Below are 24,693 nucleotides of genomic sequence, written 5' to 3' on the forward strand. Positions count from 1 at the left end.
CGCACGGCCGGCTCCGTCGCCGGTCTCGAATCGCGCTGGGCGACCGTCGGTGTCGACGGCCGGCGCGCCACGGTCACCGGGTACGGCAGCCCGCAGCCCGGCTTCGTGACCGAGTTGGAGCTCGAACCGCTCGACGACGCCGGCCGCGGTGACCTCGCGCTGGCCCTGGTGCTGTCGTGCTGGACGCTGCTCGGCATGCTCGACCGCGCGATCGAGCTGACCGTCGACCATGTGAACCTGCGCAAGCAGTTCGGTCAGACGCTGTCGGCGTTCCAGGGGGTGCAGTTCCAGCTCACCGATGCCGAGGTCGAGCGCAGCGGTCTGGACATCCTGGCCAAGCATGCACTGTGGAGCGCGGCCACCGGTTCGGCCGATGCCGTGCCGGATGCGCTCGCGCTGCGGCTGGCGGCCATCGAAGCCGCCGATGTGGTGTTCCGGGTCTGCCACCAGCTGCACGGAGCGGTCGGGTTCTGCGACGAGACCACGCTGTCGTGGTTGTCCCGGTACAGCCAGCCGCTGCGCCGATTGCCGTTCGGCCTGTCGGCGACGCGCGACCACCTGACCGACGCCGCGGGAACCCGTGGGCTGGCGGGGCTGTACGTGTGAGCGCCCAGCCTGAAGGAATGGTCGACAATTCGGCCGATTCCGTTGCGCAAGCTCAGTTTCGGCGCGAGGTGCGGGCCTGGTGCGCCGAACACATTCCGCGGGACTGGCGGGAAACCCAGAACGGGGTCGGTGAAGACGAGTTCGTCCGCTTCCAGAAGTGGTGGTTCGCCGAACTGCACAGTGCCGGGTACGCGGTTCCGCATTGGCCGGCCGAATGGGGCGGTGGCCTCTCGGTCGAGAACCAGGTGGTGCTGTACCAGGAGCTCGCCGCCCACGACGCCCCCCGGCTGGTGCTGGCCTTCGTCGGGATCCACCATGCCGCGTCGACGCTGCTGGTCGCCGGCACCGAGGAGCAGCGTCGCCGGCATCTGCCCGCGATTCTCGACGGCGAGATCTGGGTGCAGGGCTTCTCCGAGCCCGAAGCCGGCTCCGACCTCGCCTCGCTGCGCACCACCGCGCGGCAGTGCGGCGACGACAACGAGAAACACTATGTCGTCAGCGGCCAGAAGCTGTGGGCCAGCGGCGGCATGCACGCCGACTGGTGCCTGCTGCTGGCCCGCACCGACCCCGACGCACCGAAACGAAAGGGCATCTCCTACTTCCTGCTGGACATGAGGACTCCGGGGGTCGAGGTGCGTCCCATCCGCAACGCGATCGGTGATTCGCACTTCTGTGAGATCTTCCTCGACGACGTGGTCGTCCCGGCCGCCAACCTGATCGGCGCCGAGAACGCCGGATGGCAGGTGGCGCAGGCGACGCTCGGAGCCGAGCGGGGCATGACGATGCTGGAGCTGGCCGAGCGGCTCGCCAATGCCGGATTCGCCCGGCTGGTGGACACCGCCCCGGTCGACGATCCGGTCGTCGCCGACCGGTTGGCGCAGTTCGAGATCGAGATCACCGCGTTGCGCGGCATGTGCCGCCGCGTCGTCGAGCACGGCGCCGGCGGCCCGGCCGATGCGTCGATCGTCAAGCTGTACTACAGCGAGCTGCTGCAGCGGCTCACCGACTTCGCCGCCGAGGTCGGTGGGCCGGCCGCCCACACGGTGCTGAGCAAACCCATGTCGAGTGGATGGGAGTCCGGTTCCTGGGTGCTGGATTTCGTCGGCTCGTGGGAGTGGACGATCCCGGGAGGGGCCAGCGAGATTCAGCGCACCATCATCGCCGAACGCGGGCTGGGGTTGCCCCGGGAACCGAGTGTGGCGTGATGGCAGACGATTTCACCGAATTCCACGACGAGCTGCGCACGGTGGCCGGCGAGTTGCTGGCCAAGGACTCCGAACCCGGCTGGCGGGACCTCGTCGATGCCGGCTGGACGGGCATCGAGGTTCCCGACGACGCGGGCGGCGCGGGCGCTTCGTTCATCGAGACCGCGGTGCTGCTCGACCAGATCGGGCGGGCGGCGGCCACCACCGCCTACCTGGGTGGCGCCGTGCTGTCCGTCGGTGCGCTGCACTGCGCGCGGACCGGCGACGAGCGCGATCGGTTGCTGGGCGCGGTAGCCACCGGCGAACACCGGATGGCCGCTGTCCTCGGTGACTTCACCGTCGACGGCGACCGCGTCAGCGGCTGCGCCGAATTCGTGCCGGATGCCCACGGATGCGACCACCTGCTGATCGTCGCCGACCGGGGCGTCGCGGTGGTGGCCGGCGCGGATGTGAACGTCGAGGCCCAACCGGTCCTCGACGCGACCCGTCGGCTGGCCACCGTCACCGCGGATGCCGCCGCGGTGCAGGCCCTGCTGGAGTTCTCCGTCGACCAGCACGCCACGGTGGCCGGGTTGACGGACCGGGCAGCCGTCGCGACCGCCTGCGACAGCCTGGGAATCGCGAAGCAGATGCTCGCCGCGACCGTCGAATACGTCACGGTGCGACACCAGTTCGGCCGGCCCATCGGGTCGTTCCAGGCGGTCAAGCACGCCTGCGCCGACATGCTCGTCAGCGTCGAGGTGTCCCGTCAACTGGTCACCGAAGCCGTGGCCGCCGTGGCCGCGGGCCGCGACACCGGGGTCGCCGCGGCGATGGCCAAGGCGTATGCGACCTCGGCGGCGGTCTCGGTCGCGGGCAAGGCGATGCAGCTGCACGGCGGCATCGGCTACACGTGGGAGAGCGGCGTCCACACTTATCTCAAACGTGCCACCCTGAACCGGAGCTTGTTCGGTTCACCAGCAGCACAACGGAAAAGACTCGCGAAGCGCTACGTCAACAGCGCCCGATGAAAAGGAAATGACAATGGGTGTACCCGTGTACAAGCGCATTCTCGATCTGTTCGAGGCCGAGGGTGTCAACACGTTGTTCGGCATTCCCGACCCCAACTTCGTGCACATGTTCTCCGAGGCGCAGGCGCGGGGCTGGTCGGTGGTGGCTCCCCATCACGAGCTGTCCGCCGGGTTCATGGCCGAGGCCGCATCCCGGATGACCGGCAAGCCCGGCCTGTGCATCGGAACCCTGGGCCCCGGGGTGGCCAACATCGCCGGGGCGATGATGTGTGCGCTGGTGGAGAACTCGCCGGTGATCTTCCTCGGCGGTCAGCGCGCCCGGGTCACCGAGCGCCGCGTGCGCCGCGGCCGGATCCAGTTCGTGCAGCAGGAGGCCCTGTTCGCGCCGTCGGTCAAATACAGCAGCTCGATCGAGTACGCCGACCAGACCGACGAGATCATCCACGAGGCGATCCGCAAGGCGATGTCCGGGACCCCCGGCCCGTCCTATGTCGAGTTCCCCTCGCACGTCATCCTCGAGGAACTCGACGTGGCGGCGGCGCCGGAGCCGTCGGCCTACCGGCTGGTGAACCAGGGTGCGGGCGCCAGGGAGGTCGCCGAGGCGGCGAAGCTGATCCGCGAGGCCGAGAGCCCGGTGCTGCTGGTCGGGCACGGTGTGCACACCTCCCGCACCCAGCAGCAGGTCAGGGAGCTCGCCGAGCTGATGGGTTGCCCGGTGATCCAGACCTCGGGCGGCACCTCGTTCATCCCGGGGCTGGAGGACCGCACGTTCCCATACCTGTTCTCCCCGGCGGCCAATCAGGCGGTCGAGGAGTCCGACCTGTGCGTCGCGCTCGGAACCGAACTCGGCGAGCCGATGCACTACGGGCGCACCCAGCACTGGGCCGGCAACGACGCCAACCGTAAATGGGTGCTGGTCGAGCAGGACCCGACCGCCATCGGCGTGAACCGGCCGATCGACGTTCCGCTGGTCGGCGATCTGCGCGGTGTGGTTCCGCAGTTGGTCGAGGCGCTGCGGGGCAACCCGCGCGCCGCGTCGGACAGCCTCGAGACCCTGATCAAGGCCAACGACGCCGAGCTGGCGCGGGTGGCCGACGAAGCCCCGAGCGGACGCACCCCGGTGCATCCGGCGCGCTACGTGGTCGAGGCGACGAAGGCGTTCGACGAGTTCACCGAGGACGGCATCATGGTGCGCGACGGCGGCGCCACGGTGATCTTCCAGTGGACCTACTCGCAGACCAAACCTCGCGACGTGATCTGGAACCAGAACTTCGGCCACCTCGGCACCGGCCTGCCGTATGCGGTGGGCGCGTCGGTCGCCGAGGGCGGCAAGCGGCCGGTCATGCTGCTGACCAGCGATTCGGCCTTCCTGTTCCACGTCGCCGAACTGGAAACCGCGGTGCGGGAGAACCTTCCGCTGGTGTGCGTGGTGGGCGTGGACCACCAGTGGGGTCTGGAGGTGGGCGTCTACAAGCGGACCTTCGAGCAGCCCTCGCCGCAGCCGGGGGTGCACTGGAGCAAAGACGTGCGGATGGACAAGATCGGCGAGGGTTTCGGCTGCCACGGCGAGTACGTCGAGAAGGAAGAGGAAATAGGCGCGGCGATTCAGCGGGCCTACGCCAGCGGCAAACCCGCCGTCGTACACGTGTGTATCGACCCGAAAGCCAACTCCGAGGAGATGCCCAAGTACGACCGGTTCCGCACGTGGTATGCAGAAGGTACCCAGTAGGGGCATGGAGCTGCGAGGACGTAGACAGAATGGAGGCGCCATGCGCGAGTATCTGAAGTTCTACATCGACGGCAAGTGGGTCGACCCGGTTGAGCCCAAGGCGCTCGACGTCGACAACCCGACCACCGAACAGGTGTCCGGCAAGATCGCGATCGGCACCGGCGCCGATGTCGACAAGGCGGTGCGGGCGGCGCGCAGGGCGTTCGCCACCTGGTCGCAGACCAGCCGCGAAGAGCGCCTCGATGTGCTGCAGGCTATCCAGGCCGAATACCAGAAACGCTCGGCCGACCTGGCCGACGCGGTGAGCGAGGAGATGGGGGCTCCGCCGTCGCTGGCCGCGGGCCCGCAGGTGGCGATGGGTGCGGGTCACCTGGCCACCGCCATCGACGTGCTGAAGAACTTCCCGTTCGAGGAGCAGCTCGGCGGCACCCTGGTGGTCAAGGAGCCGATCGGGGTGTGCGGTCTGATCACCCCGTGGAACTGGCCGATCAACCAGATCGCCTGCAAGGTGTTCCCCGCGTTGGCGACCGGCTGCACGATGGTGCTCAAGCCCTCCGAGGTGGCGCCGTACTCGGCCCAGATCTTCACCGAGATTATCGACGCCGCAGGTGTTCCGGCCGGGGTCTACAACATGGTCTACGGGGACGGCCCGGGTGTCGGCGTGGCGCTGTCGAGCCACCCCGACGTCGACATGATGTCGTTCACCGGGTCCACCCGGGCCGGTGTCGAGGTGGCCCGCAACGCCGCGCCGACGGTCAAGCGGGTCACCCAGGAGTTGGGCGGCAAGAGCCCGAACATCGTGCTCGACGACGAGGACTTCGCCAAGAGCGTGACCGCCGGGGTGGCGACGATGATGCTCAACAGCGGGCAGAGCTGCAATGCGCCGTCGCGGATGCTGGTGCCGAATTCGCGGATGGACGAGGCTAAGCAGATCGCTGCCGCTGTCGTCTCCGGTGTCAAGATCGGCGACCCCGCCGACAAGTCCGCGATCGGGCCGGTGGCATCCAAGGTGCAGTTCGACAAGATCCAGGGGCTGCTGCAGAAGGGCATCGACGAGGGGGCCACCGTGGTGGCCGGCGGCACCGGCCGTCCAGAGGGGCTGGAGACCGGTTACTACGTCAAGCCGACCGTGTTCGCCGATGTCAGCAACGACATGACGATCGCGCGGGAGGAGATCTTCGGGCCGGTGCTGTGCATCCTCGGCTACGACGACATCGACCAGGCCCTCGAGATCGCCAACGACACCGACTACGGCCTGGCCGGTTACGTCTCGGGTGCCGATCTGGACGCCGCCCGCGCGGTTGCCCGCCGGATCCGGGCCGGTTCGATCGCGATCAACCACGGCTTCGACCTCAACGCCCCCTTCGGTGGCTACAAGCGCAGTGGCAACGGACGTGAATGGAGCAGCTTCGGCTTCGACGAATACCTGGAGACCAAGGCGACCCTCGGCTACTCACCGGCCTGACCGGGCACGCCGAAACCACATCGTCGGGTGGGCGATGAGTTCGGCGGGCGATGGTGGTCTGTCCCGGTGACCGACCGCCATCGCCGAGGAGACTGCGCATGCCCGTCCGTGACTCCGCCCCGCTGGGCGCACCGATCTGGAACGACCTCACCACCTCCGATCCCGACCGCGCCGTCGAGTTCTACGGGGCGGTGTTCGGCTGGACGTTCGAATCCTCCGGCCCGGAGTACGGCGGCTATCTGAACGCCTTTCGTGACGGCCGGCCGGTGGCCGGCCTGACGGCCAACGATCCCCGTTGGGAGGTGCCAGACGGGTGGAGCACCTACCTGCACAGCGCCGACGTCCGTGCCACGCTGGCCGCGGCCGAAGCCGCGGGTGCGGGTCTGTGCACCGAATCCGGGGAACCGCTGGAGATCGAGGACAAGGGCGTGATGGCCCTGTTCACCGATCCGGCCGGCGCCGTGATCGGCCTCTGGCAACCGGCCGGGCACCGCGGCTTCGAGCTCGTCGGCGAGCACGGCGCACCCGTCTACCACCAGCTGAGCACCCGGGACTACGCGGGGGCGCTGCAGTTCTACCGCACCGTGTTCGGCTGGCGCACCGAGACCGTCGCCGACACCGACGACTTTCGTTACAGCACAGCACTGTTCGGCGGCGAGGCGTTGCTCGGCGTGATGGACGCCGCGGTGCTGCCGGAGGGGACACCCTCGACGTGGAGCGTCTTCCTCGGCGCCGAAGACGTCGACAGCACCGTGGAACTGGTCGTCGAGCTCGGCGGCGGTGTGCTGCGGGCCGCGGAGGACACGCCCTACGGGCGGCTGGCCGCCGTCGCCGACCCGACCGGCGCAGCGTTCAACCTGTCGTCGCTGAATCCGCAGGCTGAGGCTTGACTTAGCCGGTGGTCCCTGCGCCAAGATGGGTAGGGGGTGAAGTGGCGATGGCCGGTGCGACAGCGTGGAAGCTGCCCGACGTTGTGGTCACCGGCGTAGCGATGACGACAGCGCTGGGCACCGACGTCGAGTCGACCTGGCAGGCGCTGCTGGCCGGCCGCAGCGGTATCCGGCCCCTGGAGGACGAGTCCATCACCCGATCCGATGTGCCGGTGCGCATCGGCGGCCATCTGTTGGAGACCTTCGATGAGCAGCTGACCGACGACGAGGTCGCGCACCTGTCCTACGTGCAGCGCATGGCCATGGTGTTGTCCCGGCGGGTGTGGCGCGACGCCGGTGAACCCGATGTCGACTGCGCCCGGCTCGCGGTCTCGATCGGCACCGGGGCGGGCGGCATCGAGCGGTTGATCTTCGGCTACGACGACCTGCGCTATCGCGGGGTGCAGGCCGTGCAGCCGGATACGGTTCCGATGTACGTGCCCAGCGGGGCGTCGACGGCGGTGGCGGTCGAGCGGCACGCCGGAGCCGGGGTGTTCACCCCGGTGTCGGCGTGTGCGTCCGGATCGGAGGCCATCGTGGCCGCCTGGCGTCAGATCGTGCTCGGCGATGCCGACATCGCGATATGCGGCGGGCTGGAGTCGCGGATCGAGGCGGTGGCGATCGCCGGGTTCGCCAAGATGCGGATCGTGTTGTCGAAGAACAACGAGGATCCCGAGGGGGCGTGCCGGCCGTTCGACCGGGATCGCGACGGGTTCGTCTTCGGCGAGGGCGGCGCGTTGATGGTGATCGAGACCGAGGAGCACGCCAGGGCGCGCGGAGCGCGGATCCTGGGCCGGCTGATGGGTGCCAGCGTGACGTCCGACGGCTTCCACATGGTCGCCCCGGACCCCGACGGCCGGCGGGCCGGGTTCGCGATGGCCCGGGCGATGCAGCTCGCCGGCCTGCAACCCGGCGACATCGACCACGTCAACGCGCACGCCACCGGCACCACCGTCGGTGACGTCGCCGAATCGGTGGCCATCAACAACGCTTTCGGTGCCCACACTCCCGCGGTGTACGCGCCGAAGGGAGCCCTCGGACATTCGGTGGGCGCGGTGGGCGCGGTCGAGGCCATCCTGACGGTGCAGGCTCTGCACACCGGCGTCGTCCCGGCCACCCGCAACCTGAAGAACCTCGATCCCGAGGTGCACCTCGACGTGGTCGCCGGAACGCCGCGGCCGGGCAACTATCGCTATGCGCTGAGCAATTCGTTCGGATTCGGTGGCCACAACGTGTCGCTGGCGTTCGGCCGGGACTAGCTTTCGGTGGGCGGCGCGCGCCCGACGACCGGTAGAGGTGAAGATGGGGAGATGGCCAGCCCGAAAATCTACGTCAAGGCGTGCATCAACGGTGCTCGCACTCCCGACCAGCATCCCAACCTGCCGGTGACCCCTGAGCAGCTCGCGGCCGAAGCGGTGGCCGCGCACCAGGCCGGGGCCCTGGCGGTGCACATGCATCCGAAGAACGCCGACGGGGTCGACTCGCTGCTGCGGGCCGAGGTGGACGCGGCGGTGTCGGCGGTGCGGCACGCCGCACCCGGGCTCCCGCTGGGGGTGACCACCGGGTACTGGGCGTTGCCGGACGCGCAACAGCGAATTCAGGCCGTCGAGAGCTGGAGCGTGCTGCCCGACTTCACGTCGTTGAACTGGCATGAACCCGGCTCCCCGGAACTTGCCGAGGTGATCCTCGGCCGCGGCCTCGGGGTCGAGGTCGGCATCTTTCACGCCGAGGCCGCGCAGTCGTGGGCGGCTTCGGAGATCGCCCCGCACTGTATGCGGGTGATGATCGAACTCGGCCCCGACGCCGACGCCGCCACGGCCGACGAGTTGATCGCGCTGGTGGCCACCGCCGGCTCACCGGCGCCGGTCCTGCTGCACGGACTCGACGAGAGTTGTTGGCCGTTGCTGGAACACGCCGGGGTGCGCGGTGTGCAGACCCGAATCGGCATGGAGGACACGCTCAAGCTGCCCGACGGTTCCGTCGCCGAGAACAACGCCGCGCTGATCTCGGCGGCGGTGGACCTGCTCAGCGGCTAGGGTCCGGCGAGCACGAAGTCGGCGAAGTCGAACCCGGGCACGACCACACAGCTGACCAGGCAGGGTTGGTCGTCGCGCGGCTTGGCCCGCTGCCAGTGCCCGGGCGGGATGACGAACTGCGGGGTCTCCCCGGCGGCGATGTCGGCGCCGAGCAGGTGGGTGGTGGCGGTGTGCTGCTCGGCGCCCGCCTCGAGCAGCAGCGGGCCGCCGGAGTGGTAGAGCCACAGCTCGGCGCTGCGCACCGTGTGCCAGGCGGACTGCTGCCCGGGCATGAGCAGGAACAGGATGGCGGTGCCCGCGCTGCGGGGGCCGGTGTAGTCCGCCGGGAGCACCGACTGCGGCACCGTCAGGTCGCTGCGCCACGTCTCACGGAACCAGCCGCCCTCGGGATGTGGGGAAAGGTCCAGGCGACGCGCCCATTCGGGAAGATCGGTCATCGGTTCACCCTAGTAGTCTTTGTCCGTGTCTCGCGTGTATCCCGGCTGGTTGGTCGCGGGTTGTGCGCTGGCGATCGCGGTGAGTGCGTGGTTGCCGTGGCTGAGATCGTCGGCCGACGGTGGGGGGCGTGCCAACGGAATCGGCGGGGTGGCCGGGGTGATGCCGGTGCCGCCGCCCGGGTTCGGGATCGGTCAGCTGATCGTGCTGTTGGCGTCGTCGCTGGCGGTGGCCGGTGCGATGGCCGCACGTGAGATCTCGGCGCGGGTGGCCTCCACTGCGGCGCTGACGATCTCGGTGGCGATCGCGGTGCTGGCGGTGTGGTACTACCGGCTCTATGTTTATCCCCCGGTCTCGGCGGGCTACGGGCTCTACGTCGTCGGGTCGGTGGCGCTGGCTGCGGCGTTGCTGTCGGTGTGGACCATGTTCTCGGTGTGGAGATCGTCGCCGGCGGCGGCCGGGGAGGCATCATGAGTGGTTTCGCCGAACCGGTGGTTCTGACCGGCCCGCGCTGGGTGAGCCTGGAACCCCTTGCTCGCAAACATGTTCCGGAGATCGAGGCGGCGGCTGCGGACGGGGAGTTGGGCCGGTTGTGGTTCACCGCCGCCCCGAAGGCGGGGTCGGCCGCCGCCTGGGTCGACATGCGGCTGGCGGCACAGCGGCCGGACACCGGGCTGACGTTCGTGGTGCGCGCCAAGGACGGCACCCTGGTCGGGTCGTCGAGCTACCTCAACGTGGACGGGCCCAACCGCCGGCTGGAGATCGGCTACACCTGGTATGTTGCCCCGGCCCGCCGCACCGGTGTCAACGCTGAGACCAAACTGCTCATGCTGGGCCACGCGTTCGATCAGTTAGGTTGTGTCGCTGTCGAATTCCGCACCCATTTCTTCAACGCCACCAGCCGTGCGGCGATCGAACGGCTCGGCGCCAAACTGGACGGCATCCTGCGCAGCCATCAGCTGGCGCCCGACGGATCGCGGCGCGACACGATGGTGTATTCGATTCTGGACATCGAGTGGCCAGCCGTGCGGTCCAACCTGCGATTCCGGTTGGACCGCGACGACTGACGTGGGTCGCTACTCGGAGTCGACCGTGGTCGGCTCGATGGATCTCTGGTTACCGGAATGGCTGACCTCGACCTTGCGGGCCTTGGCCTTCTCCGCGACCGGGATGGTCACCGTCAGCACACCGTTCTCATACGTCGCCGAGATCGCGGCGGTGTCGATGCCGTCGCCGAGCGACAGCTGGCGGCGATAGGTTCCGAAGAACCGCTCGTTGGCCAGCCACTGGGTGGAATCGTCGGATCGGGCGGTGCGGTGCGCTGAGATCGTCAACGTGCCGTTGTCCACGTTGACGTCGACCGAGCCGGGGTCGACGCCGGGAAGGTCGGCGGTCAGCACGTAGTGGTCGTCGATCTTGCACAGGTCCATCGGCATGAACCTGGGGGCGCGAGTTGATCCGGTCTGGCTGGTCAGCAAGCCCCGGGTCAGAGTGTCAAGGTCACTGAACGGATCAAAGCGAAGCACAGCAATCCACCTCCTATGTCACTCAGGGCCCGCCACCTCGGCGGGCGACTAAATCACTGTGCACCTGCGATGTTAGCACTCTAGTCGTGTGAGTGCCAGAAAATTCTCCGAAGATTCCCGGTGTTCCCGAAGCCCCGGAACGGCGGTCCGGGTCCGGGCTTCAGGCCCGTTGGGGCAAAGTCGACGTGCCGCTGGGCGGCGGCGGAAATACTCTTGCAGGTGGCCCCCGGCCCCGCACCAGGCGGGCCGGCGGATTCGGTGCGCGAAAAGCCCGGGGAAGGACGGTGCGGAGACGATGGTCGGCCCGTTCGCGACCGCGGCGTCCGGCGGGATGCCCAGCCCGTCGGCTGAGCAGACCCGCCAGATGCGGTCGCTGATCGACAGGCTTCCCGCGCTGATCGCCTATTGGGATCGCGAACGCCGCAACGTGATCGCCAACGCGGCCTACGTCGAGTACTTCGGCATGACTCCCGACGAAATACGTGGCCGCCACATCAGCGAGGTCCTCGGAGAGGCCGTCTACGCGCTGAACCTGCCCTACATCGACGCAGTGCTGGCCGGCGAGGAGCAACTGTTCGAACGCACCCTGATCGATCAGCAGGGACGCACCCGCCGCACACAGGCCTCCTACATCCCCGACATCGTCGACGGTGAGGTGCGGGGTTTCTACGTCCAGGTCACCGATGTCACCGCGCGGGTGGACGCCGAGCGGGCCCGTGACGAGGCGGTGCAGCTGTTCGAGATCAGCATGAGCCACGCACCGATCGGCATGGTCGTCGTCGACGAGGCCGGTGTCGTCCTGCAGGCGAACCCGGCCATCTGCCGGCTGTTGCGCTGCGCCGAGGACGACATCGTCGGCCACGACTTCCGCAGATTCGTGCACCCCGACAACCTCGAGACCGGCGACGCCCAGTTCAGCTCACTGCTGGACAGGTCGGCCACACACGTGTCGTCGGAGCGCAAGTATCTTCGCGCCGACGGGTCCAGCGTATGGCTGCAGCGGGACTTCGTCCTGGTGCCCGGCGTCAGGGACGGCCGGGATCTGGCGATCGCGCAGTTCCAGGACATCACCGCGCGCAAGGGGGCCGAAGCCCAACTGGCCTGGCTGGCGGTCACCGATCCGCTCACCGGGCTGCGCAACCGGCTCGCCCTGCAAGCCGCCGCGCGGCGGCGCCACGCCGAGGCTCCGGACCTGCCGCTCGGGGTGATTTTCATCGACCTCGACGGCTTCAAACAGATCAACGACTCCCACGGCCACGCCGTCGGGGACGCGGTGCTCGCCGCCGTGGGGCAGCGGCTCGACCGGCTCGTCACCGCGATCGGTAGCGCCTTCCGGATCGGCGGTGACGAGTTCGTCGTGTTGGTGGCGGCCTCGTCGTCCGCGTCGAACCTGCCCGACTTCGCGCGGCACATCGCCGCGCAGTTGTCGGCCCCCTATGAGGTCGACGCGGTGAGCGTGACGCTCGCCGCGTCGGTCGGCCACGCCTGGGGCGTCACCGACGACATCGAGGATCTGCTGCGAATGGCGGACGCGGACATGTACCGGCACAAGGGCCGGCCGCGCTGAGGGCGAGGGCGTTCACGCCGGCACGGCACGGATGTCTGCCCCGCGCAGCCGCCCGCCGCAGTGGTCGCACTCCAGCACCGGGACGAACCGTCGCCCACACGCCGCATGGGTCAGGACCGCCGCGGCTCCTTCGTCGTCGCCGAACCAGTGCTGCGCCCACACCAACGCGCACACCATCACCGGAAAGAACGCCTCGCCTTTGGCGGTCAGCCGGTAGCGGCCCGCGCTGTTGTCCAGAATCCCCTCGGCGGTGAACGTCGACAACCGCGCGGCGATCGTCGCCGGCGGTGCGCCGAGCTGCGTTTGGAAGTCGGTGAACCTGCCGATACCGACGAACGCGGCGACCAGCGCCGCGAAGGCCCAGCGGTCGCCGATCACGCTCATCGTCTGCGGAAACAGCAGTCCGGCGCCCGACCGTCGACCGCCCGAGCGGCGCCGGTTGGGTGAGGCCGGTATCGAGCGTTGCCATGATCCCGCCGGGCCCCACCGCGCGGCCACGTCGTCGGCCGCCGCGGGTGCGCCGCAGGCCCGGCAGGTCACCCGCGGCGCGAAATCCGCACCGCAGCCGGTGTGCTGCATGGCCGGCAGCGGTTCGGTGTGGTCGAGTACCCACCGGCGTTCCCACGCCCAGATGGATGTGAGCATCGGCCACAGTGCGCGGCTGCGCGCGGTGGTCAGGTATTCCGCGCGCGGTGGGTTGCGCTGGTATTCGCGCCGGACGAGCAGGTCGTTGGCGGTCATCGACTGCAGCCTGGCGGTCAACACCGCATTCGAGACCGGTAGCGCGGACGCGAACTCGCCGTACTTCCGGGCGCCGAGCAGTGCCCGCTGAATGATCAGCAGGGTCCATTCGTCGCCGAGGACGCCCAGCATTCGGGCGACCGCATTGGGTTCGACGGCCAACTAGAGCCCGATCGCGCCGGCCGCGGTGTCGGTGTCGCGCCACCGGCGCAGTTCGGGGCCGGCCACCCAGGTCGAATGGGTGCCGCTGGAGATGCGCTCGGGCAGAGCGAGTTTGCAGACCGGGCCGTCGGACAGCCGCGCCGCGTCGAACACCAGGCAGTAGGACGCGTCGGCGTTCATGTCGGTGGTGAGGGTGACCAGGTATCCGTCGTCCTCGCCGGTGCCTGCCGCCCGTGGGGCCATCGCGGTCTCGCTGCCGTACACCCCGTCGTCGAACGGGTAGCGCTGCTCGGCGCCGGTGTGCAGGTCGTGGCGGACGAGACCGTCGAACAGGAACCAGGCCGGCTTGCCGGTCGCGGCGTAGGTGTAGCGGTAGGCGCGCCCGGTGCGGCCGGGGTTGATCATGCCGAACTCGGAGATCGTGTCGGTGAGCGGCTCTTCGCGGACGGCGCCGGTCTTCAGGTTGAACCGCCAGCGGTGTAGCCGGGTCTGCATGCGGTCCAGCGCCAGGAACCGGAAGGCGCGCTGCCTGGGGGCACCACCCGCTTGCGGGGGACGGTTGCCCATGCCGTTGTCGGTGGGTTCCGGATCGCCCTGGAAGAAGCCGTCCAGCACGATCTCGTCGCCGTCCTCGTAGGCGTTGGGGAAGTGCAGGACGTAGGTCGGGTCGGCTTCGAACCAGCGGATCTGTGACGCGTCGCCGCGGCGCGGGACGACCGCGAAGCGCGACGGCATGTCGCGGTGGAATCGGGGCAGATGGATGCCGTGGTCGAGCAGCGCGGGATCCCAGAACATCGGGAAGTCGTTGAAGATGACGTAGTTCTCGGTGAACGCCATGTCGTGGGGCAGCCGCGGCCCGGGCAGTTCCACATCGACGCGGTGGACGACTTCGCCGCGTTCGTCGACCACGCCGTACCGCAGATACGGCGCCTGCTTGCTGTAGCTGAAATACAGCAGTTCGCCGGTGCGGTCGTCGACCTTGGGATGTGCCGACACACCCCAGTCCGAGGGGAAGGCGCCGTTCCAGTCCTCTTTCCCGAGGGCTTCGCCGGTGTAGGGGTCGATGCGGTACAGGTCTCCGCACTGGTAGTGGCTGCTCAGCGCAACCCCGCGGTGCACCGCGACGTCGGTCGACGACGCGTCCTTCATCAGGGTCCGCGCGCCCCAGCCGTAGTCGCGGCGGGCCAGCTCGATCGGTTCGGCGATGCCCGGCCACAGCGGCCCACCTGCGGCGTTCTCCTCGCTGAACCCGTCGGTGCAAACGAATCTGTTGCGGTAGAACGTCTTTCCGTCGCGGAACCCGACGATGTGCAGCATGCCGTCGCCGTCGAAGGGGTGGTAGTACTTCAGCGCCGGGTGCAGCGGATTCTCGGTGTTGCGCAGGTAGACACCGTCGAGGTCGGTCGGGACCTCACCCTCGACGACGGTCAGGTCCTCGGCGTCCCACTCGCAGGTCTGGGGACGCCACGGACCGGTCCGGTAGGGGTGGTCGTCGTCGTCGGGCAGCGTGGACAGGAACTTCCCGACGATCTCGGTGTGGGTCATGGCGCACTTCCTACGACGAAGCTGACGGTGGTGGCGGTGGAGCCGCCGAAGTTGAGGGTGGCGAACCTGTCCGCGCCGTCGACCTGGTAGTCGCCAGCGGTGCCGCTGACCTGTCGTGCGGCGTCGAGCAGCATTCTGACCCCGGTCGCCCCGACGGGGTGGCCGCCGCCGATCAGGCCACCGCTGGGGTTGATCGGCAGCCGCCCGCCGATCTCGATCTCGCCGTTCTCGATGGCCTTCCACGACTCGCCGGGCCCGGTCAGTCCGATGTGATCGATGGCCAGGTACTCGCTGGGGGTGAAGCAGTCGTGTACTTCGAAGCCGTCGACGTCGTCGAGGGTGACCCGGGCGCGGTCGAACGCGTCGAGCACGGCGCCGCGCACGTGCGGCAGGACGTACGGATCGTCGCGGGAGCGGTCCAGCTTGCTCTGCAGCCCCAGGCCGACGGTCCGGTGGCCCCAGCCGTCGATCCGGCCGAGCGGGCGCGCGCCGGGATGATCGCGCAACCAGTCGTCGGTGACCAGGACGACGGCAGCGCCGCCGTCGGTGATCTGGCTGCAGTCGAAGCGGCGCAACCTTCCTTCGACGACCGGGTTGTGTACGTCGTCGCCGGTCAGCGGCCGCGGGACCGACCAGTCGCGGGTCTGGGCGCGGGGGTTGGCGTGTGCGTTGGCGTAGTTCACGCTCGCCAGCGCCCGCAGGTGGGTCTCGTCGAGGCCGTAGCGGCGGTCGTATTCGGCGGCCACCCGCTCGAACATGTGCGGCCACATGTATTTCGCGTCGGCGCCTTCGTGTCCGGTCCACGCGGCGGCGCCGAGGATCCTCGTGGCGGCGTCGCCGGGCACGGTCTTCTCCAGTTCGATCCCGACGACCAGGGCGGTGCGGTATGTGCCCGAGCGCAGGTCGGCCAGCGCCGCCAGGGTCGCGACGCTGCCGGACGCACACGCCGCCTCGTGCCGCGAGGCGGGGGTGTCCCACAGGTCTTCGCAGGCGGTGGCCGGCATGGCACCCAGATGGCCCTGGTGGGCGAACAACTCGCCGAACGCGTTGCCGACGTGGACGACGTCGACGTCGGCGGCGTCGAGGCGTGCGGACTGGAGGGCGCCGGGCACGACCTCGCCGGTCAGATCGGCGAAGTCGCGGCCTTCACGCTCAAGGTTGCGTGCGAAGTCGCTTTGATACCCGCCGAGGATCCAGACGTCCGGCCAACTCACGCCTCGACGCTACTACAACTAACAGAGTGACCGATAGATGGCGGCCCCGTCGGCTGCGGGTCTGAACCGACGGAACCTGAGCAGGCGGGACGGCCGACCGCCGCCGCCTGCCTGTGACGCTGCATTACCCGCCACGGGCCGCGGCAAACCCGGCCTGCGTACCCTGCGATCAGTAGGGAATGCTGGAACCATGACCGACGCCCACAACCACGAGCTCGCTCGGCGGATGGCGGAATTGGCCCGGGCCGTCGCCGCCCCCCGCCGCGTCGACGACGTGCTCACCGACGTCAGCACCGAAGCCAAGAACCTGATCGCCGGTGTCGACGCGGCCGGGATCCTGCTGATCGGCAAGGCAGGCCGGTTCGATTCGGTCGGCGTCACCTCTGAGCTGCCGCATCGGCTCGACGAGCTGCAGATGAGATACAACGAAGGGCCCTGTGTCGAGGCCGCGCTCGACGATCTGATCGTGCGCACCGACGATTTCCGCACCGAGAGCCGCTGGCCGATGTACTCGGCGGCCGCCGTCGAACTGGGCGTCCTCAGTGCGCTGTCGTTCAAGCTCTACACCAGCTCGCAGACCGCCGGTGCGCTCAACCTGTTCGCGATGTCGCCGAACGCCTTCACCGCCGAGTCGGAGACCATCGGCGCGGTGCTGGCCGCGCACGCGGCCGCGGCCATCATCGCCAGCAGGCAGAGTGAACAACTGGAATCGGCGTTGTCGACCCGCGACCGGATCGGCCAGGCCAAGGGCATCGTCATGGAGCGCTACAACATCGACGACATCGCCGCGTTCGACATGCTGCGCAGGCTCTCGCAGGACAGCAACACCAAGCTCACCGACATCGCCGAACGGGTGATCCGGACTCGCGGCCAGGACTGAATCCGACCCGACCGGCCCGCCGAAACTGAACTAATTTGCGACAATTCGACCCACACTCGCGCACAAGCTCAGTGTCGCGGCGGTGAGGGGAGGACGACATCAGTGCGGTGACGACGGCGGCCTCGCTGGTGGTGTTCCCCGTGCTGGCCGGTGCGATCGGCGGTGCGGTCGCGGTACTGCGGGCGCCGTCGGCGGCGGTCGTCAGCGGTGTCCAGCATCTGGCCGCGGGCATCGTGCTGGCCGCGGTCGCCGGTGAGGTGCTGCCCGAGCTGCGCGAGCAGGGCCCGCTGTGGCTGATCGTCATCGGGTTCTCCGCCGCGGTGGCGCTACTGCTGGTGATGAGCCGGTTCGAGGGGCACGGCGAGTCGGCGTCGGGCGCCCTGCCCATCGGTTTCCTCGTCGTCGTGGGCGTCGACCTGGCGATCGACGGACTGCTCGTCGGTGCCAGCGCCGCGGTGAACACCGAAACGGCGACGGTCATCACCGTGGCGCTGACCGCGGAGGTGTTGTTCCTGGGTCTGGCGGTGGCACTGCAACTGACCCGTGGCGGCATGAGCCGGGTCGGCGCGGCGGCCGTCACCGCCGGGCTGAGCCTGGTGGTCGGCGTCGGGGCGGTCGTCGGGGCCGCGCTGCTCACCGACGCCAGCCCGGAGGTGCTGACCCTGGTGCTGGCGTTCGCCGCTGCCGCGCTGCTGTGGCTGGTGGTCGAAGAACTGCTCGTCGAGGCCCATGAGACACCGGACCGGCCGTGGATGGCGGCGCTGTTCTTCGTCGGATTCCTCGCGCTGTTCAGCCTGGAGTCACTGGGGTGACCTCGCGCCGGCACGGTGAAACCCGATGCCGGGACGGTGCCGTGCTGCGGTACGTCACGACGGGCGCCGGGCCGCCCGTGGTGCTGCTGCCCGGATGGTCGCTGACCGCGGAGACCTTCGCCGCGCAGCTGGACCACCTGGGCGGGCAGTGGCAGGTGATCGCCGTCGACCACCGCGGGCACGGCCGGTCGTCGACCCCGCCGACCGGCTACCACCTGCACCGGCTCGCCGCCGATCTGCATGATCTGCTCACCGCCACCGACCTCGTCGGAGTTCACCTGCTGGGCCACTCCATGGGTGCGGCGGTGATCTGGTCCTATCTCGAGCTGTTCGGCGCGGAGCGGCTGCGTTCACTGGTATTCGTCGATCAAATGCCCTGCGCGCTTCGCAATCCCGGGTGGACCGACGACCAGGCCGGCCAAGCCGGTGCGACGATGGAGGCCGCCGGGTTGTTCGCCTTCACCGACCTGCTCCGTGGCACGGGGCCCGATCCACGGGCCGGATTCCTGGCCGAAACCACGTCGGCAGGAGTACCGGCCGAGCGGCTGCGCTGGTTGACCGAGCAGGCCGGCACCTTCGACCGGCGACTGGCCGCCGACCTGATCTTCGATGTCGCCACCCATGACTGGCGCAGCATGATCGCCCACATCGACATGCCCACCCTCGTCGTCGCCGGTGACTCGGTGAACGTGCCGCACGCCTCCCAGCTGTGGATCCACGAGCAGATCCGCGGGTCACGGTTCGTGCGGATCACGGGCATCGACGGCGGAACGCACTTCCCGTTCTGGGAGAACCCGGCCGCGTTCAACGCGGCGCTCGGCGCATTCCTGCAGGCCGTCTAGCCAGACGTGCCCCGTCCGCGGAGTCCGGGTATGTTGCGGGCGTGCTCATGCGTGCGCTGGCAAGACGGGCGACTGCCCTAGCCCTGGCAATCACGCTCGTCTTCGCAGTGCCCGTGCCGGGGGCGTCAGCCTCGCCCGTCGCGCCCGCCGCAGGTTACGGATTCAGCGAAGGCTCCTCGATGCTCACGCTCAGTCCGGCGGACCTCGAGCGTGAACTCGACGCCGTCGCCGCCACCGGTGCGTCCTGGCTGAGGGTGCTGTTCGACTGGAATCTGATCGAACCGTCCCAGGGCCAATACCAGTGGGCCGTCGTGGACCGGATCGTCAACGCCGCCGCAGCCCGCAATCTGCGGGTCCTGGGCAACATCGCCTTCACCCCCGGGTGGGCGCGCGGGCCGCAGAGCTTCTTCACCGCCCCGCCGGACAACCCGAACGATTTCGGCGCGTTCGCCACCGCGGTCGTCGAGCACTTCGGGTCGAGGGTCTCGGACTGGGAGATCTGGAATGAGCCGAACCTGCCGTTGTTCTGGGGGTTCCAGGGCAATGCAGCGCCGCGCTACACCGAACTGCTGAAGGCCGCCTATGTCGCGATCAAGGATGCGCAGCCGTCGAGCACGGTGGTGTCGGCGGGGCTGAGTCGCGCGGTGGGCGGGCATTCCCCGCCGTCGTTCATGACTCAGATGTATGCCGCGGGCGCGAAGGGCTACTTCGACGCCGCGGCGATGCATCCCTATGTATTCCCGGGCGGGCTGGCGGTCGATCCGGAGAACGGTTGGTCGGACGTCGGGCGGGTGCGGGACGTGATGGTGGCCAACGGTGACGGCGGCAAGAAGATCTGGTTGACCGAATTCGGTGCCCCCACCAGCGACCCCGGTGCCGAAGGCGTCAGTCAGCAGCAGCAGGCGCGCCAGATCACCGACATCTTGTGGGCCGCCTCCGAACTGCCCTACAGCGGTCCGGCCTTCATCTACAGCATCCGCGATCTCGACAGCGGCGCGCGCGGCAACCGGGAGGCCAACTTCGGTGCGCTGCTCACCTCGGACTGGCAGCCGAAGGTGGCTGCGTCAGTGCTCGCGCGCTGACGCAGGCGGGTTGCCGCGACCGGTTCCGCTAGCTCGCGTGCAGATGCGGTCTGCGGTGCTGGTCGGGATGTTCGGCCAGCCACCGCCGCTCGACCCGCTTGACCCGCTGATGCTCCAGGGCGACCAGCAGGGCACCTGCCGTCACCAGAGCACCGGCGATCAGTCCGAGCACGATCGACACATCGCGTTCGCCATATGCGGTGGCGGCGACGGTGCCGGCGATCAGCACGGTGCCCACGCCGATCAGGATCAGGCCGGGCAGCCAGAGCGTGTCGATGAAGGATTCGCCGGCGTGCGGCTGGGTTGTGCGGGCGTGGTCCACCGGGTCACGATGCGCGCCTTTCATCGCATCTCCTTTCCTCCCGAAGCGATGCCCCCAGCCTACGCTCGATGTGAGCTACATCACAGCTTCATGACGTCTTGGTCATCATCCAGGAGATCATCCGTTCGGCCAGTTCAGGGCCGCAATCCTCTTGGACGAAATGGCTGCCGTGCAGGCGGGCGTGCGGATGGCCGGCGGCGCCGGGAATATGTGCGAGCAAGGGTTCGTCGGCGCGCCCGAGAATCGGATCCTTGCTGCCGAACAGCGCAAGGAACGGTTTGTCCCACCGGCCCAGGGCATCCCAGGCTGCGCGGTTGGCCGGAACCGCCGGATCGTCCGGCGAGGTCGGCACCAGCAGGGGGAACGCACGCGCGCCGGCCTGGTAGCGCTTGTCCGGAAAGGGGGCGTCGTAGGCCGCGCGCACCTCGGGCGGCACCTTGGTGGTGGTGCCCACCGCGACCAGCCAACCGGACGGCAGGACGGGGGAGTGTTTGGCGAAGGCCCGCCACAGCCGGAACGCCGGCGGTGCCGGACGGTCGGCGATCGGCAGGAAGCCGTTGCCGACCACCAGCCTGGCGAACCGCTGCCCCTGCTCACCGGCGATCCGCAGGCCGATCAGCGACCCCCAGTCCTGGACGAAGGTCGTGACGCCGGTCAGGTCCAGGGCCTCGATCCACGAGGTCACCCACTGCACGTGCCGAAGGTAGGTGTAGTCCTCGATCCGGGTCGGCTTGTCCGAGCGGCCGAAGCCGATGAGGTCGGGAGCGAGCACCCGGTAACCCGCGGCGACCAGCGGCGGGATCATCGTGCGGTACAGATAGCTCCACGTGGGCTCGCCGTGCAACAGGACCACCGGCTCGCCGTCGCGCGGCCCTTCGTCGACGTAGTGCATCCGCAGCGGTGCCGTGTCGGCTGCGACGACGTCGACGTAATGCGGCTCGAACGGGTAGCCGGGCAGGTCGGCGAATCGGGCTTCGGGGGTGCGCAGAATGTCCATGACCTGTTCGACGGTAGTACGCCTACCCGGTCATCATCCGGAAATGGTCAGCCGATCGCTGGGCGCCGCGGTCGGCCCCGGAACGACGGAACACCCCTCCCGCTGGGAGGGGTGTTCCGGTCGCTTCGCCGGTCAGGCGGCGTTCTCGCTGCCTCCGTCCCCGGAATCGCCGGCGTCCCCGGCATCGCCGTCGTCGGCTCCGGATTCGTCCCCGCTGCTGTCGTCGTTGGACTCATCGTCGTTGGCCTCATTGCCACCGGCTCCCGCACTGCCGGTGCCTTCGTCGCCGGACTCGTCGTCGCCGGCACCTTCGTCGACGGACTCCACTTCGCCGAGGTCGTCGCTACCGGACTCGTCGCCGGACTCCTCGCCGCTGAGGTCGTCGTCGCCGGTCGCGTCGTCGCCGAGGTCGTCGTCGGTGACCTCGTCGTCGCCGCTTCCCTGCTCCGAACCGTCGCTGGCGTCGTCGGTATCGACGCGGGACACGTTCTGCACGACCGACTCGGGTTGCACCTCGGCCGGTGCGCCCTCTTCCGAAGCCGGCTGCTCCTCGGCCGGAGCCTCGCCGACCGACGACACCAGCGCGGCGGCCGACGGCTCGCCGGCCTCCTCGACTTCTTCCTCGGCCTCTTCGCCACCCGGCACCGGGATCCCCGGCTGCAGCGGGTTGCCCATGCCGTCCCAGCCGATCGCCTGGGCGATGGTCCGGCCCAGCTCGATCAGCGAGCCGATGGTGCCCGCAGCTTGCCCCGGCACGGTCAGGTTCCCGATGTTCGGCACGGTGGCCACCAGGTCCAGGGAGTTGAACAGCGATCCGCCGGGGCTCAACAGCCCGCCCATCGCCAGCCCGACGCTGTCCAGGTCTATTCCGTCGGGAAGCTGGATGCCGAGCAGGTTGACCAGCGGCGTCAGGTCGAGGATCGGCCCGCCGTTGAGGTAGGCGTTGACCATGTTCGCCGGGATGTCGACCAGGTCATTGAGCGCCGCCACGAAGTCGGGTTGCTCGCTGAACAGGTTCTCCACGATGCCCTCGATGCTCGAGGCCAGCACGATGACCGGACCGAGCACCGGCCCGACGATGCCGAGCAAAGCGCCGCTGAGGTAGGTCGTGGTCAGCTCGAGCAGCGGATCGTACTCCTCCGGTACCACCGGGGGAATGATGACGATGGGCCCGACGGAGTAGCCGTCCTTGAGGATGTTGTAGAGAAGGCCGTGCAGGGTGTCGAGGGTGGTGAGGTCCTCGGCGAACGGCGCTTCGATCGCAGCGCCGAGGTTGGTCAGGATCTGGTCGGCGATCGTTCCGAAGTCGGGCAGCTCCGACAGGTACAGCAGCTGGTTGGCGATCACCTGCTGTAAGACCGGTGCGGGAGCCTCCAGGTACAGATTGACCAGGTCGGCGTAGTTGGCCTCGGAGGTGTTCCACACCTCCAGCCATGGCGTGATCGGGTCGAAACCCGCCGACAACGCGACCGAGCGTGAGCTGGCCTCGTCGGCGGCGATCGCCACATCGGCAGGCAGCGCCTGGATGGGTGCGAGCGCAATCGCGCCGGCGCCGACCATGGCGACACCGGCGGTCAGATAAGAGCGAATGGATACCTGCATCGTGACCCCCACATTTAGGTGTTGTGACCCCACTGTCACATCCGGGAATGTAACTGAGACGAACCTGAGGGCGACTGAAAACAGCAAATTCAGTGACTTTGCCGTCCGGCGTGGTTGCGCAGCTGTGTCGCACGGTGCGGTGTGAGACAGATGTGCCCCAGCGAAGACCGGGGCTGTGCTCCGGCGAGGTCTGGAAACAGGGGTGCGGAGGAGGAACCGTGCGCCGCGAAAAAAGTGCCCCCGGCAGGATTCGAACCTGCGACACCGGCTTTAGGAGAGCCGTGCTCTATCCCCTGAGCTACGAGGGCGTGACCGCTGGCAGCTTACCCGGCGAGCCGGGTCCGGCCACACCGGCGACCGCGCCGAGTTATGGCAAAAGTGTCAAAACTGGGCCGTCCGCCGGTAGCCTGCCAGCCGTGGAGCTGACACTGCAACGTATCGGTGCGTGGTCCGGCACGATCATGATCCTTCTCTACGGCGCCAGCTTTTCCGGCATCGCCCAACTCTTCCCGCCGCTGTCGCCGGTGTCCTCGGCCGACGAGATCGCGGCGTTCTTCACCGAGCACAAGCTGTGGGTGCGTTTCGGGGTGTCCGGGGCGCTGCTGTCCGCCGCGCTCGCGCTGCCGTTCCTGGCCACCATCGTGCTGCGGATCCGCCGCGTCGAGGGACGATTCGGCATGTTGTCGATGACCCAGCTGATGGCTGCGACGATCTTCGTGCCCGCGCTGATCTTCCCGCAGTTCTTCCTCGGCGTCGCCGCCTACCGGCCCGAGCAGCGCTCCGCCGAACTGACCCAGGCCCTCAACGACGTGTTCTGGCTCTGGTTCATCGGCATCGTCGGCACCATCATCGTCCAGAACATCACCCTGGCGATCGCCGCGTTCGTCGACCAGACCGACCCGCCCACGTTCCCCCGCTGGTACGGCTACCTCAACCTGTGGGTGGCGATCCTGTCGCTGCCGGGCTGCGTGGTCGTCGTGTTCAACGACGGCCCGCTGGCCTGGAACGGCGTCTTCGCCTTCTACATCCCGGGCCTGGTGTTGGTGATCTGGCTGTTCTCCGCCACCGCGGTGATGCTCAAGTCGATCAAGGCCGAGCAGGCGGTGCCGGCGCCGGCGTGACGGACGAGATCACCACCGCCGCACCGCAGCGACCCGCCCGCCGAATCCCCGGGGAGAGCGGCACCTGGGTTTTCCTGTTCGGCGACATGCTCGTCTTCGGCGCGTTCTTCGTCACCTTCCTGGTCGAGCGGGCCAACGAACCCGAGGTGTTCGACGCCGCCCGCACCACGCTGCACCTCGGCGTCGGCGTGCTCAACACGCTGGTGCTGTTGACCAGCTCACTGTTCGTGGTGCTCGCCGTCGCCGCGATGCGCACCGCGGCGGCCACCCTGGCCACCCGCGCCGTCGCCGCCGCGATCGGCTGCGGGGTGGTGTTCATCGCGCTGAAGGTCGTCGAGTACGTGTCGCTGGCCGGCGCCGGGCACGGACCGGGTGCCAACCACTTCTACCTCTACTACTTCATCCTGACCGGTCTGCACCTGTTCCACGTCTGCCTGGGGCTGGGCGCGTTGGCGTTCATGGCCTCGCAGGTGCGGGCCCCGCAGCTCAGCCCCACCCGCACCGCGCTGGTCGAAGGTGCGGCCTGCTTCTGGCACCTGGTGGACCTGCTGTGGATCTTCCTGTTCGCACTGCTGTATCTGGTGAGCTGAATGACCGCGCTGAAACTGCTGATGAACCGCGCCGGGGTGAGCTGGCTGATCCTGGTGGCCGCGACGGTGCTGTCCTGGGCGGTGGGCGCCGAACACGGCACCGGATCGATGGTGGCGGTGCTGGTGCTGGCCATCGCCGCGATCAAGGTTCGTCTGGTCGGGCTGGACTTCATGGAGCTGCGGCACGCCCCGATCCCGCTGCGGGCCGCGTTCGAGGCCTACTGCTTCGGGATGTGGGCGCTGCTGTCCGGGCTCTACCTGTGGCTGTGACCGGG

Annotated in this window: 26 protein-coding genes and 1 tRNA gene; 18 read left to right on the plus strand and 9 right to left on the minus strand. The window is 68.8% G+C overall.

Annotated elements, in window-relative coordinates; all coding sequences use genetic code 11:
• The 8 genes from ACXAID_RS10875 to ACXAID_RS10910 all read left to right on the plus strand — a co-directional run.
• The coding region (locus ACXAID_RS10875) for an acyl-CoA dehydrogenase family protein (RefSeq protein WP_475022218.1) at positions 1 to 606 on the plus strand (606 nt) is incomplete at its 5' end.
• A gap of 17 nt (positions 607 to 623) precedes the next feature.
• The gene (locus tag ACXAID_RS10880; RefSeq protein ID WP_475022219.1) at positions 624 to 1,811 is read left to right on the plus strand and encodes an acyl-CoA dehydrogenase family protein; all 1,188 of its coding nucleotides are present in this window, start codon (positions 624 to 626) and stop codon (positions 1,809 to 1,811) included.
• Entirely contained in the window at positions 1,811 to 2,821 is a 1,011-nt protein-coding gene (locus ACXAID_RS10885) for an acyl-CoA dehydrogenase family protein (protein ID WP_475022220.1), read from the plus strand. The genes ACXAID_RS10880 and ACXAID_RS10885 overlap by 1 nt, the downstream gene beginning before the upstream one ends.
• A 13-nt stretch (positions 2,822 to 2,834) precedes the next feature.
• Complete coding sequence (locus ACXAID_RS10890; protein ID WP_475022221.1) at positions 2,835 to 4,550, plus strand: thiamine pyrophosphate-binding protein; 1,716 nt, start codon at positions 2,835 to 2,837, stop codon at positions 4,548 to 4,550.
• Between the two features lie 40 nt (positions 4,551 to 4,590).
• Positions 4,591 to 6,015 (plus strand): aldehyde dehydrogenase family protein, encoded by a 1,425-nt coding sequence (locus tag ACXAID_RS10895; RefSeq protein WP_475022222.1) that lies wholly within the window; start codon positions 4,591 to 4,593, stop codon positions 6,013 to 6,015.
• A 98-nt stretch (positions 6,016 to 6,113) separates the two neighbouring features.
• Positions 6,114 to 6,905: a VOC family protein gene (locus ACXAID_RS10900; RefSeq protein WP_475022223.1), complete on the plus strand. Its 792-nt coding sequence runs from the start codon at positions 6,114 to 6,116 to the stop codon at positions 6,903 to 6,905.
• 47 nt (positions 6,906 to 6,952) lie between these two features.
• Positions 6,953 to 8,203, plus strand: a complete 1,251-nt coding sequence (locus ACXAID_RS10905) for a KasA/KasB family beta-ketoacyl-ACP synthase (protein ID WP_475022224.1) — start codon at positions 6,953 to 6,955, stop codon at positions 8,201 to 8,203.
• A gap of 51 nt (positions 8,204 to 8,254) precedes the next feature.
• A complete protein-coding gene (locus tag ACXAID_RS10910) occupies positions 8,255 to 8,980 on the plus strand; it encodes a 3-keto-5-aminohexanoate cleavage protein (RefSeq protein WP_475022225.1) in 726 nt (241 codons plus the stop codon).
• On the opposite strand, the gene ACXAID_RS10915 is transcribed toward ACXAID_RS10910, so the two are convergent.
• Positions 8,977 to 9,417, minus strand: coding sequence for a cupin domain-containing protein (locus tag ACXAID_RS10915; RefSeq protein WP_475022226.1), 441 nt, complete (start codon positions 9,415 to 9,417; stop codon positions 8,977 to 8,979). The genes ACXAID_RS10910 and ACXAID_RS10915 overlap by 4 nt on opposite strands.
• Positions 9,418 to 9,442: 25 nt before the next feature.
• On the opposite strand from ACXAID_RS10915, the gene ACXAID_RS10920 reads away from it, so the two are divergent.
• Both ACXAID_RS10920 and ACXAID_RS10925 read left to right on the plus strand, forming a co-directional pair.
• Complete coding sequence (locus ACXAID_RS10920; protein ID WP_475022227.1) at positions 9,443 to 9,889, plus strand: hypothetical protein; 447 nt, start codon at positions 9,443 to 9,445, stop codon at positions 9,887 to 9,889.
• Entirely contained in the window at positions 9,886 to 10,482 is a 597-nt protein-coding gene (locus ACXAID_RS10925) for a GNAT family N-acetyltransferase (RefSeq protein WP_475022228.1), read from the plus strand. Before ACXAID_RS10920 ends, ACXAID_RS10925 begins: the two co-directional genes overlap by 4 nt.
• Positions 10,483 to 10,491: 9 nt before the next feature.
• Here the strand turns inward: ACXAID_RS10925 and ACXAID_RS10930 are convergent, their stop codons facing one another.
• On the minus strand, positions 10,492 to 10,941 hold the full coding sequence (locus ACXAID_RS10930; protein WP_475022229.1) for an Hsp20/alpha crystallin family protein: 450 nt from the start codon (positions 10,939 to 10,941) through the stop codon (positions 10,492 to 10,494).
• Positions 10,942 to 11,236: 295 nt separating this feature from the next.
• Here ACXAID_RS10930 and ACXAID_RS10935 point away from each other — a divergent pair, with 295 nt between their 5' ends.
• Positions 11,237 to 12,508 (plus strand): diguanylate cyclase domain-containing protein, encoded by a 1,272-nt coding sequence (locus ACXAID_RS10935; RefSeq protein ID WP_475022230.1) that lies wholly within the window; start codon positions 11,237 to 11,239, stop codon positions 12,506 to 12,508.
• Between the two features lie 12 nt (positions 12,509 to 12,520).
• On the opposite strand, the gene ACXAID_RS10940 is transcribed toward ACXAID_RS10935, so the two are convergent.
• From ACXAID_RS10940 to ACXAID_RS10950, 3 genes are read right to left on the minus strand one after another with little or no spacing between them, the layout of a single operon-like run.
• Positions 12,521 to 13,381 (minus strand): winged helix-turn-helix transcriptional regulator, encoded by an 861-nt coding sequence (locus ACXAID_RS10940; protein WP_475022231.1) that lies wholly within the window; start codon positions 13,379 to 13,381, stop codon positions 12,521 to 12,523.
• 30 nt (positions 13,382 to 13,411) lie between these two features.
• Complete coding sequence (locus tag ACXAID_RS10945; protein WP_475022232.1) at positions 13,412 to 14,956, minus strand: carotenoid oxygenase family protein; 1,545 nt, start codon at positions 14,954 to 14,956, stop codon at positions 13,412 to 13,414.
• Positions 14,953 to 16,170 (minus strand): acetyl-CoA acetyltransferase, encoded by a 1,218-nt coding sequence (locus ACXAID_RS10950; protein ID WP_475022233.1) that lies wholly within the window; start codon positions 16,168 to 16,170, stop codon positions 14,953 to 14,955. Before ACXAID_RS10950 ends, ACXAID_RS10945 begins: the two co-directional genes overlap by 4 nt.
• A gap of 190 nt (positions 16,171 to 16,360) precedes the next feature.
• Here ACXAID_RS10950 and ACXAID_RS10955 point away from each other — a divergent pair, with 190 nt between their 5' ends.
• The 4 genes from ACXAID_RS10955 to ACXAID_RS10970 all read left to right on the plus strand — a co-directional run bounded on the left by ACXAID_RS10955 (position 16,361) and on the right by ACXAID_RS10970 (position 19,786).
• The gene (locus ACXAID_RS10955; protein WP_475022234.1) at positions 16,361 to 17,050 is read left to right on the plus strand and encodes a GAF and ANTAR domain-containing protein; all 690 of its coding nucleotides are present in this window, start codon (positions 16,361 to 16,363) and stop codon (positions 17,048 to 17,050) included.
• 98 nt (positions 17,051 to 17,148) lie between these two features.
• Positions 17,149 to 17,862 (plus strand): ZIP family metal transporter, encoded by a 714-nt coding sequence (locus tag ACXAID_RS10960; protein ID WP_475022257.1) that lies wholly within the window; start codon positions 17,149 to 17,151, stop codon positions 17,860 to 17,862.
• Entirely contained in the window at positions 17,859 to 18,704 is an 846-nt protein-coding gene (locus ACXAID_RS10965; protein WP_475022235.1) for an alpha/beta fold hydrolase, read from the plus strand. Before ACXAID_RS10960 ends, ACXAID_RS10965 begins: the two co-directional genes overlap by 4 nt.
• Positions 18,705 to 18,883: 179 nt before the next feature.
• On the plus strand, positions 18,884 to 19,786 hold the full coding sequence (locus tag ACXAID_RS10970; protein ID WP_475022236.1) for a cellulase family glycosylhydrolase: 903 nt from the start codon (positions 18,884 to 18,886) through the stop codon (positions 19,784 to 19,786).
• 28 nt (positions 19,787 to 19,814) lie between these two features.
• Here ACXAID_RS10970 and usfY read toward each other — a convergent pair whose 3' ends face one another.
• The 4 genes from usfY to ACXAID_RS10990 all read right to left on the minus strand — a co-directional run bounded on the left by usfY (position 19,815) and on the right by ACXAID_RS10990 (position 23,015).
• Positions 19,815 to 20,132 (minus strand): protein UsfY, encoded by a 318-nt coding sequence (gene usfY, locus ACXAID_RS10975; RefSeq protein WP_475022237.1) that lies wholly within the window; start codon positions 20,130 to 20,132, stop codon positions 19,815 to 19,817.
• 64 nt (positions 20,133 to 20,196) lie between these two features.
• Entirely contained in the window at positions 20,197 to 21,105 is a 909-nt protein-coding gene (locus ACXAID_RS10980; protein WP_475022238.1) for a haloalkane dehalogenase, read from the minus strand.
• A gap of 132 nt (positions 21,106 to 21,237) precedes the next feature.
• Positions 21,238 to 22,707: an outer membrane porin GjpA gene (gene gjpA, locus ACXAID_RS10985; protein ID WP_475022239.1), complete on the minus strand. Its 1,470-nt coding sequence runs from the start codon at positions 22,705 to 22,707 to the stop codon at positions 21,238 to 21,240.
• Positions 22,708 to 22,942: 235 nt separating this feature from the next.
• Positions 22,943 to 23,015 (minus strand) — tRNA-Arg (locus tag ACXAID_RS10990).
• Positions 23,016 to 23,123: 108 nt separating this feature from the next.
• On the opposite strand from ACXAID_RS10990, the gene ACXAID_RS10995 reads away from it, so the two are divergent.
• Genes ACXAID_RS10995 through ACXAID_RS11005 form a run of 3 tightly spaced genes read left to right on the plus strand, consistent with a single transcriptional unit; the run spans position 23,124 to position 24,688 of the window.
• Positions 23,124 to 23,828 carry a hypothetical protein gene (locus ACXAID_RS10995; protein ID WP_475022240.1) on the plus strand — a complete coding sequence of 235 codons (705 nt, stop codon included), beginning with the start codon at positions 23,124 to 23,126 and terminating at the stop codon, positions 23,826 to 23,828.
• The gene (locus ACXAID_RS11000; protein WP_475022241.1) at positions 23,825 to 24,418 is read left to right on the plus strand and encodes a cytochrome c oxidase subunit 3; all 594 of its coding nucleotides are present in this window, start codon (positions 23,825 to 23,827) and stop codon (positions 24,416 to 24,418) included. Before ACXAID_RS10995 ends, ACXAID_RS11000 begins: the two co-directional genes overlap by 4 nt.
• Positions 24,419 to 24,688, plus strand: a complete 270-nt coding sequence (locus tag ACXAID_RS11005) for a cytochrome C oxidase subunit IV family protein (RefSeq protein WP_475022242.1) — start codon at positions 24,419 to 24,421, stop codon at positions 24,686 to 24,688.
• The last annotated feature ends 5 nt before the right edge of the window (positions 24,689 to 24,693 follow it).

It is taken from the genome of Mycobacterium sp. ABE4_509 (assembly GCF_056160785.1).

What these genes read in the sequence shown, in the direction of transcription:
- ACXAID_RS10880 (WP_475022219.1), top strand. Translation starts at nt 624, where the DNA reads ATGGTCGACAATTCGGCCGATTCCGTTGCGCAAGCTCAGTTTCGGCGC.
- ACXAID_RS10885 (WP_475022220.1), top strand. Translation starts at nt 1,811, where the DNA reads ATGGCAGACGATTTCACCGAATTCCACGACGAGCTGCGCACGGTGGCC.
- ACXAID_RS10890 (WP_475022221.1), top strand. Translation starts at nt 2,835, where the DNA reads ATGGGTGTACCCGTGTACAAGCGCATTCTCGATCTGTTCGAGGCCGAG.
- ACXAID_RS10895 (WP_475022222.1), top strand. Translation starts at nt 4,591, where the DNA reads ATGCGCGAGTATCTGAAGTTCTACATCGACGGCAAGTGGGTCGACCCG.
- ACXAID_RS10900 (WP_475022223.1), top strand. Translation starts at nt 6,114, where the DNA reads ATGCCCGTCCGTGACTCCGCCCCGCTGGGCGCACCGATCTGGAACGAC.
- ACXAID_RS10905 (WP_475022224.1), top strand. Translation starts at nt 6,953, where the DNA reads ATGGCCGGTGCGACAGCGTGGAAGCTGCCCGACGTTGTGGTCACCGGC.
- ACXAID_RS10910 (WP_475022225.1), top strand. Translation starts at nt 8,255, where the DNA reads ATGGCCAGCCCGAAAATCTACGTCAAGGCGTGCATCAACGGTGCTCGC.
- ACXAID_RS10915 (WP_475022226.1), bottom strand. Translation starts at nt 9,417, where the DNA reads ATGACCGATCTTCCCGAATGGGCGCGTCGCCTGGACCTTTCCCCACAT.
- ACXAID_RS10925 (WP_475022228.1), top strand. Translation starts at nt 9,886, where the DNA reads ATGAGTGGTTTCGCCGAACCGGTGGTTCTGACCGGCCCGCGCTGGGTG.
- ACXAID_RS10935 (WP_475022230.1), top strand. Translation starts at nt 11,237, where the DNA reads ATGGTCGGCCCGTTCGCGACCGCGGCGTCCGGCGGGATGCCCAGCCCG.
- ACXAID_RS10940 (WP_475022231.1), bottom strand. Translation starts at nt 13,381, where the DNA reads ATGCTGGGCGTCCTCGGCGACGAATGGACCCTGCTGATCATTCAGCGG.
- ACXAID_RS10945 (WP_475022232.1), bottom strand. Translation starts at nt 14,956, where the DNA reads ATGACCCACACCGAGATCGTCGGGAAGTTCCTGTCCACGCTGCCCGAC.
- ACXAID_RS10955 (WP_475022234.1), top strand. Translation starts at nt 16,361, where the DNA reads ATGACCGACGCCCACAACCACGAGCTCGCTCGGCGGATGGCGGAATTG.
- ACXAID_RS10970 (WP_475022236.1), top strand. Translation starts at nt 18,884, where the DNA reads ATGCTCACGCTCAGTCCGGCGGACCTCGAGCGTGAACTCGACGCCGTC.
- usfY (WP_475022237.1), bottom strand. Translation starts at nt 20,132, where the DNA reads ATGAAAGGCGCGCATCGTGACCCGGTGGACCACGCCCGCACAACCCAG.
- ACXAID_RS10980 (WP_475022238.1), bottom strand. Translation starts at nt 21,105, where the DNA reads ATGGACATTCTGCGCACCCCCGAAGCCCGATTCGCCGACCTGCCCGGC.
- gjpA (WP_475022239.1), bottom strand. Translation starts at nt 22,707, where the DNA reads ATGCAGGTATCCATTCGCTCTTATCTGACCGCCGGTGTCGCCATGGTC.
- ACXAID_RS11005 (WP_475022242.1), top strand. Translation starts at nt 24,419, where the DNA reads ATGACCGCGCTGAAACTGCTGATGAACCGCGCCGGGGTGAGCTGGCTG.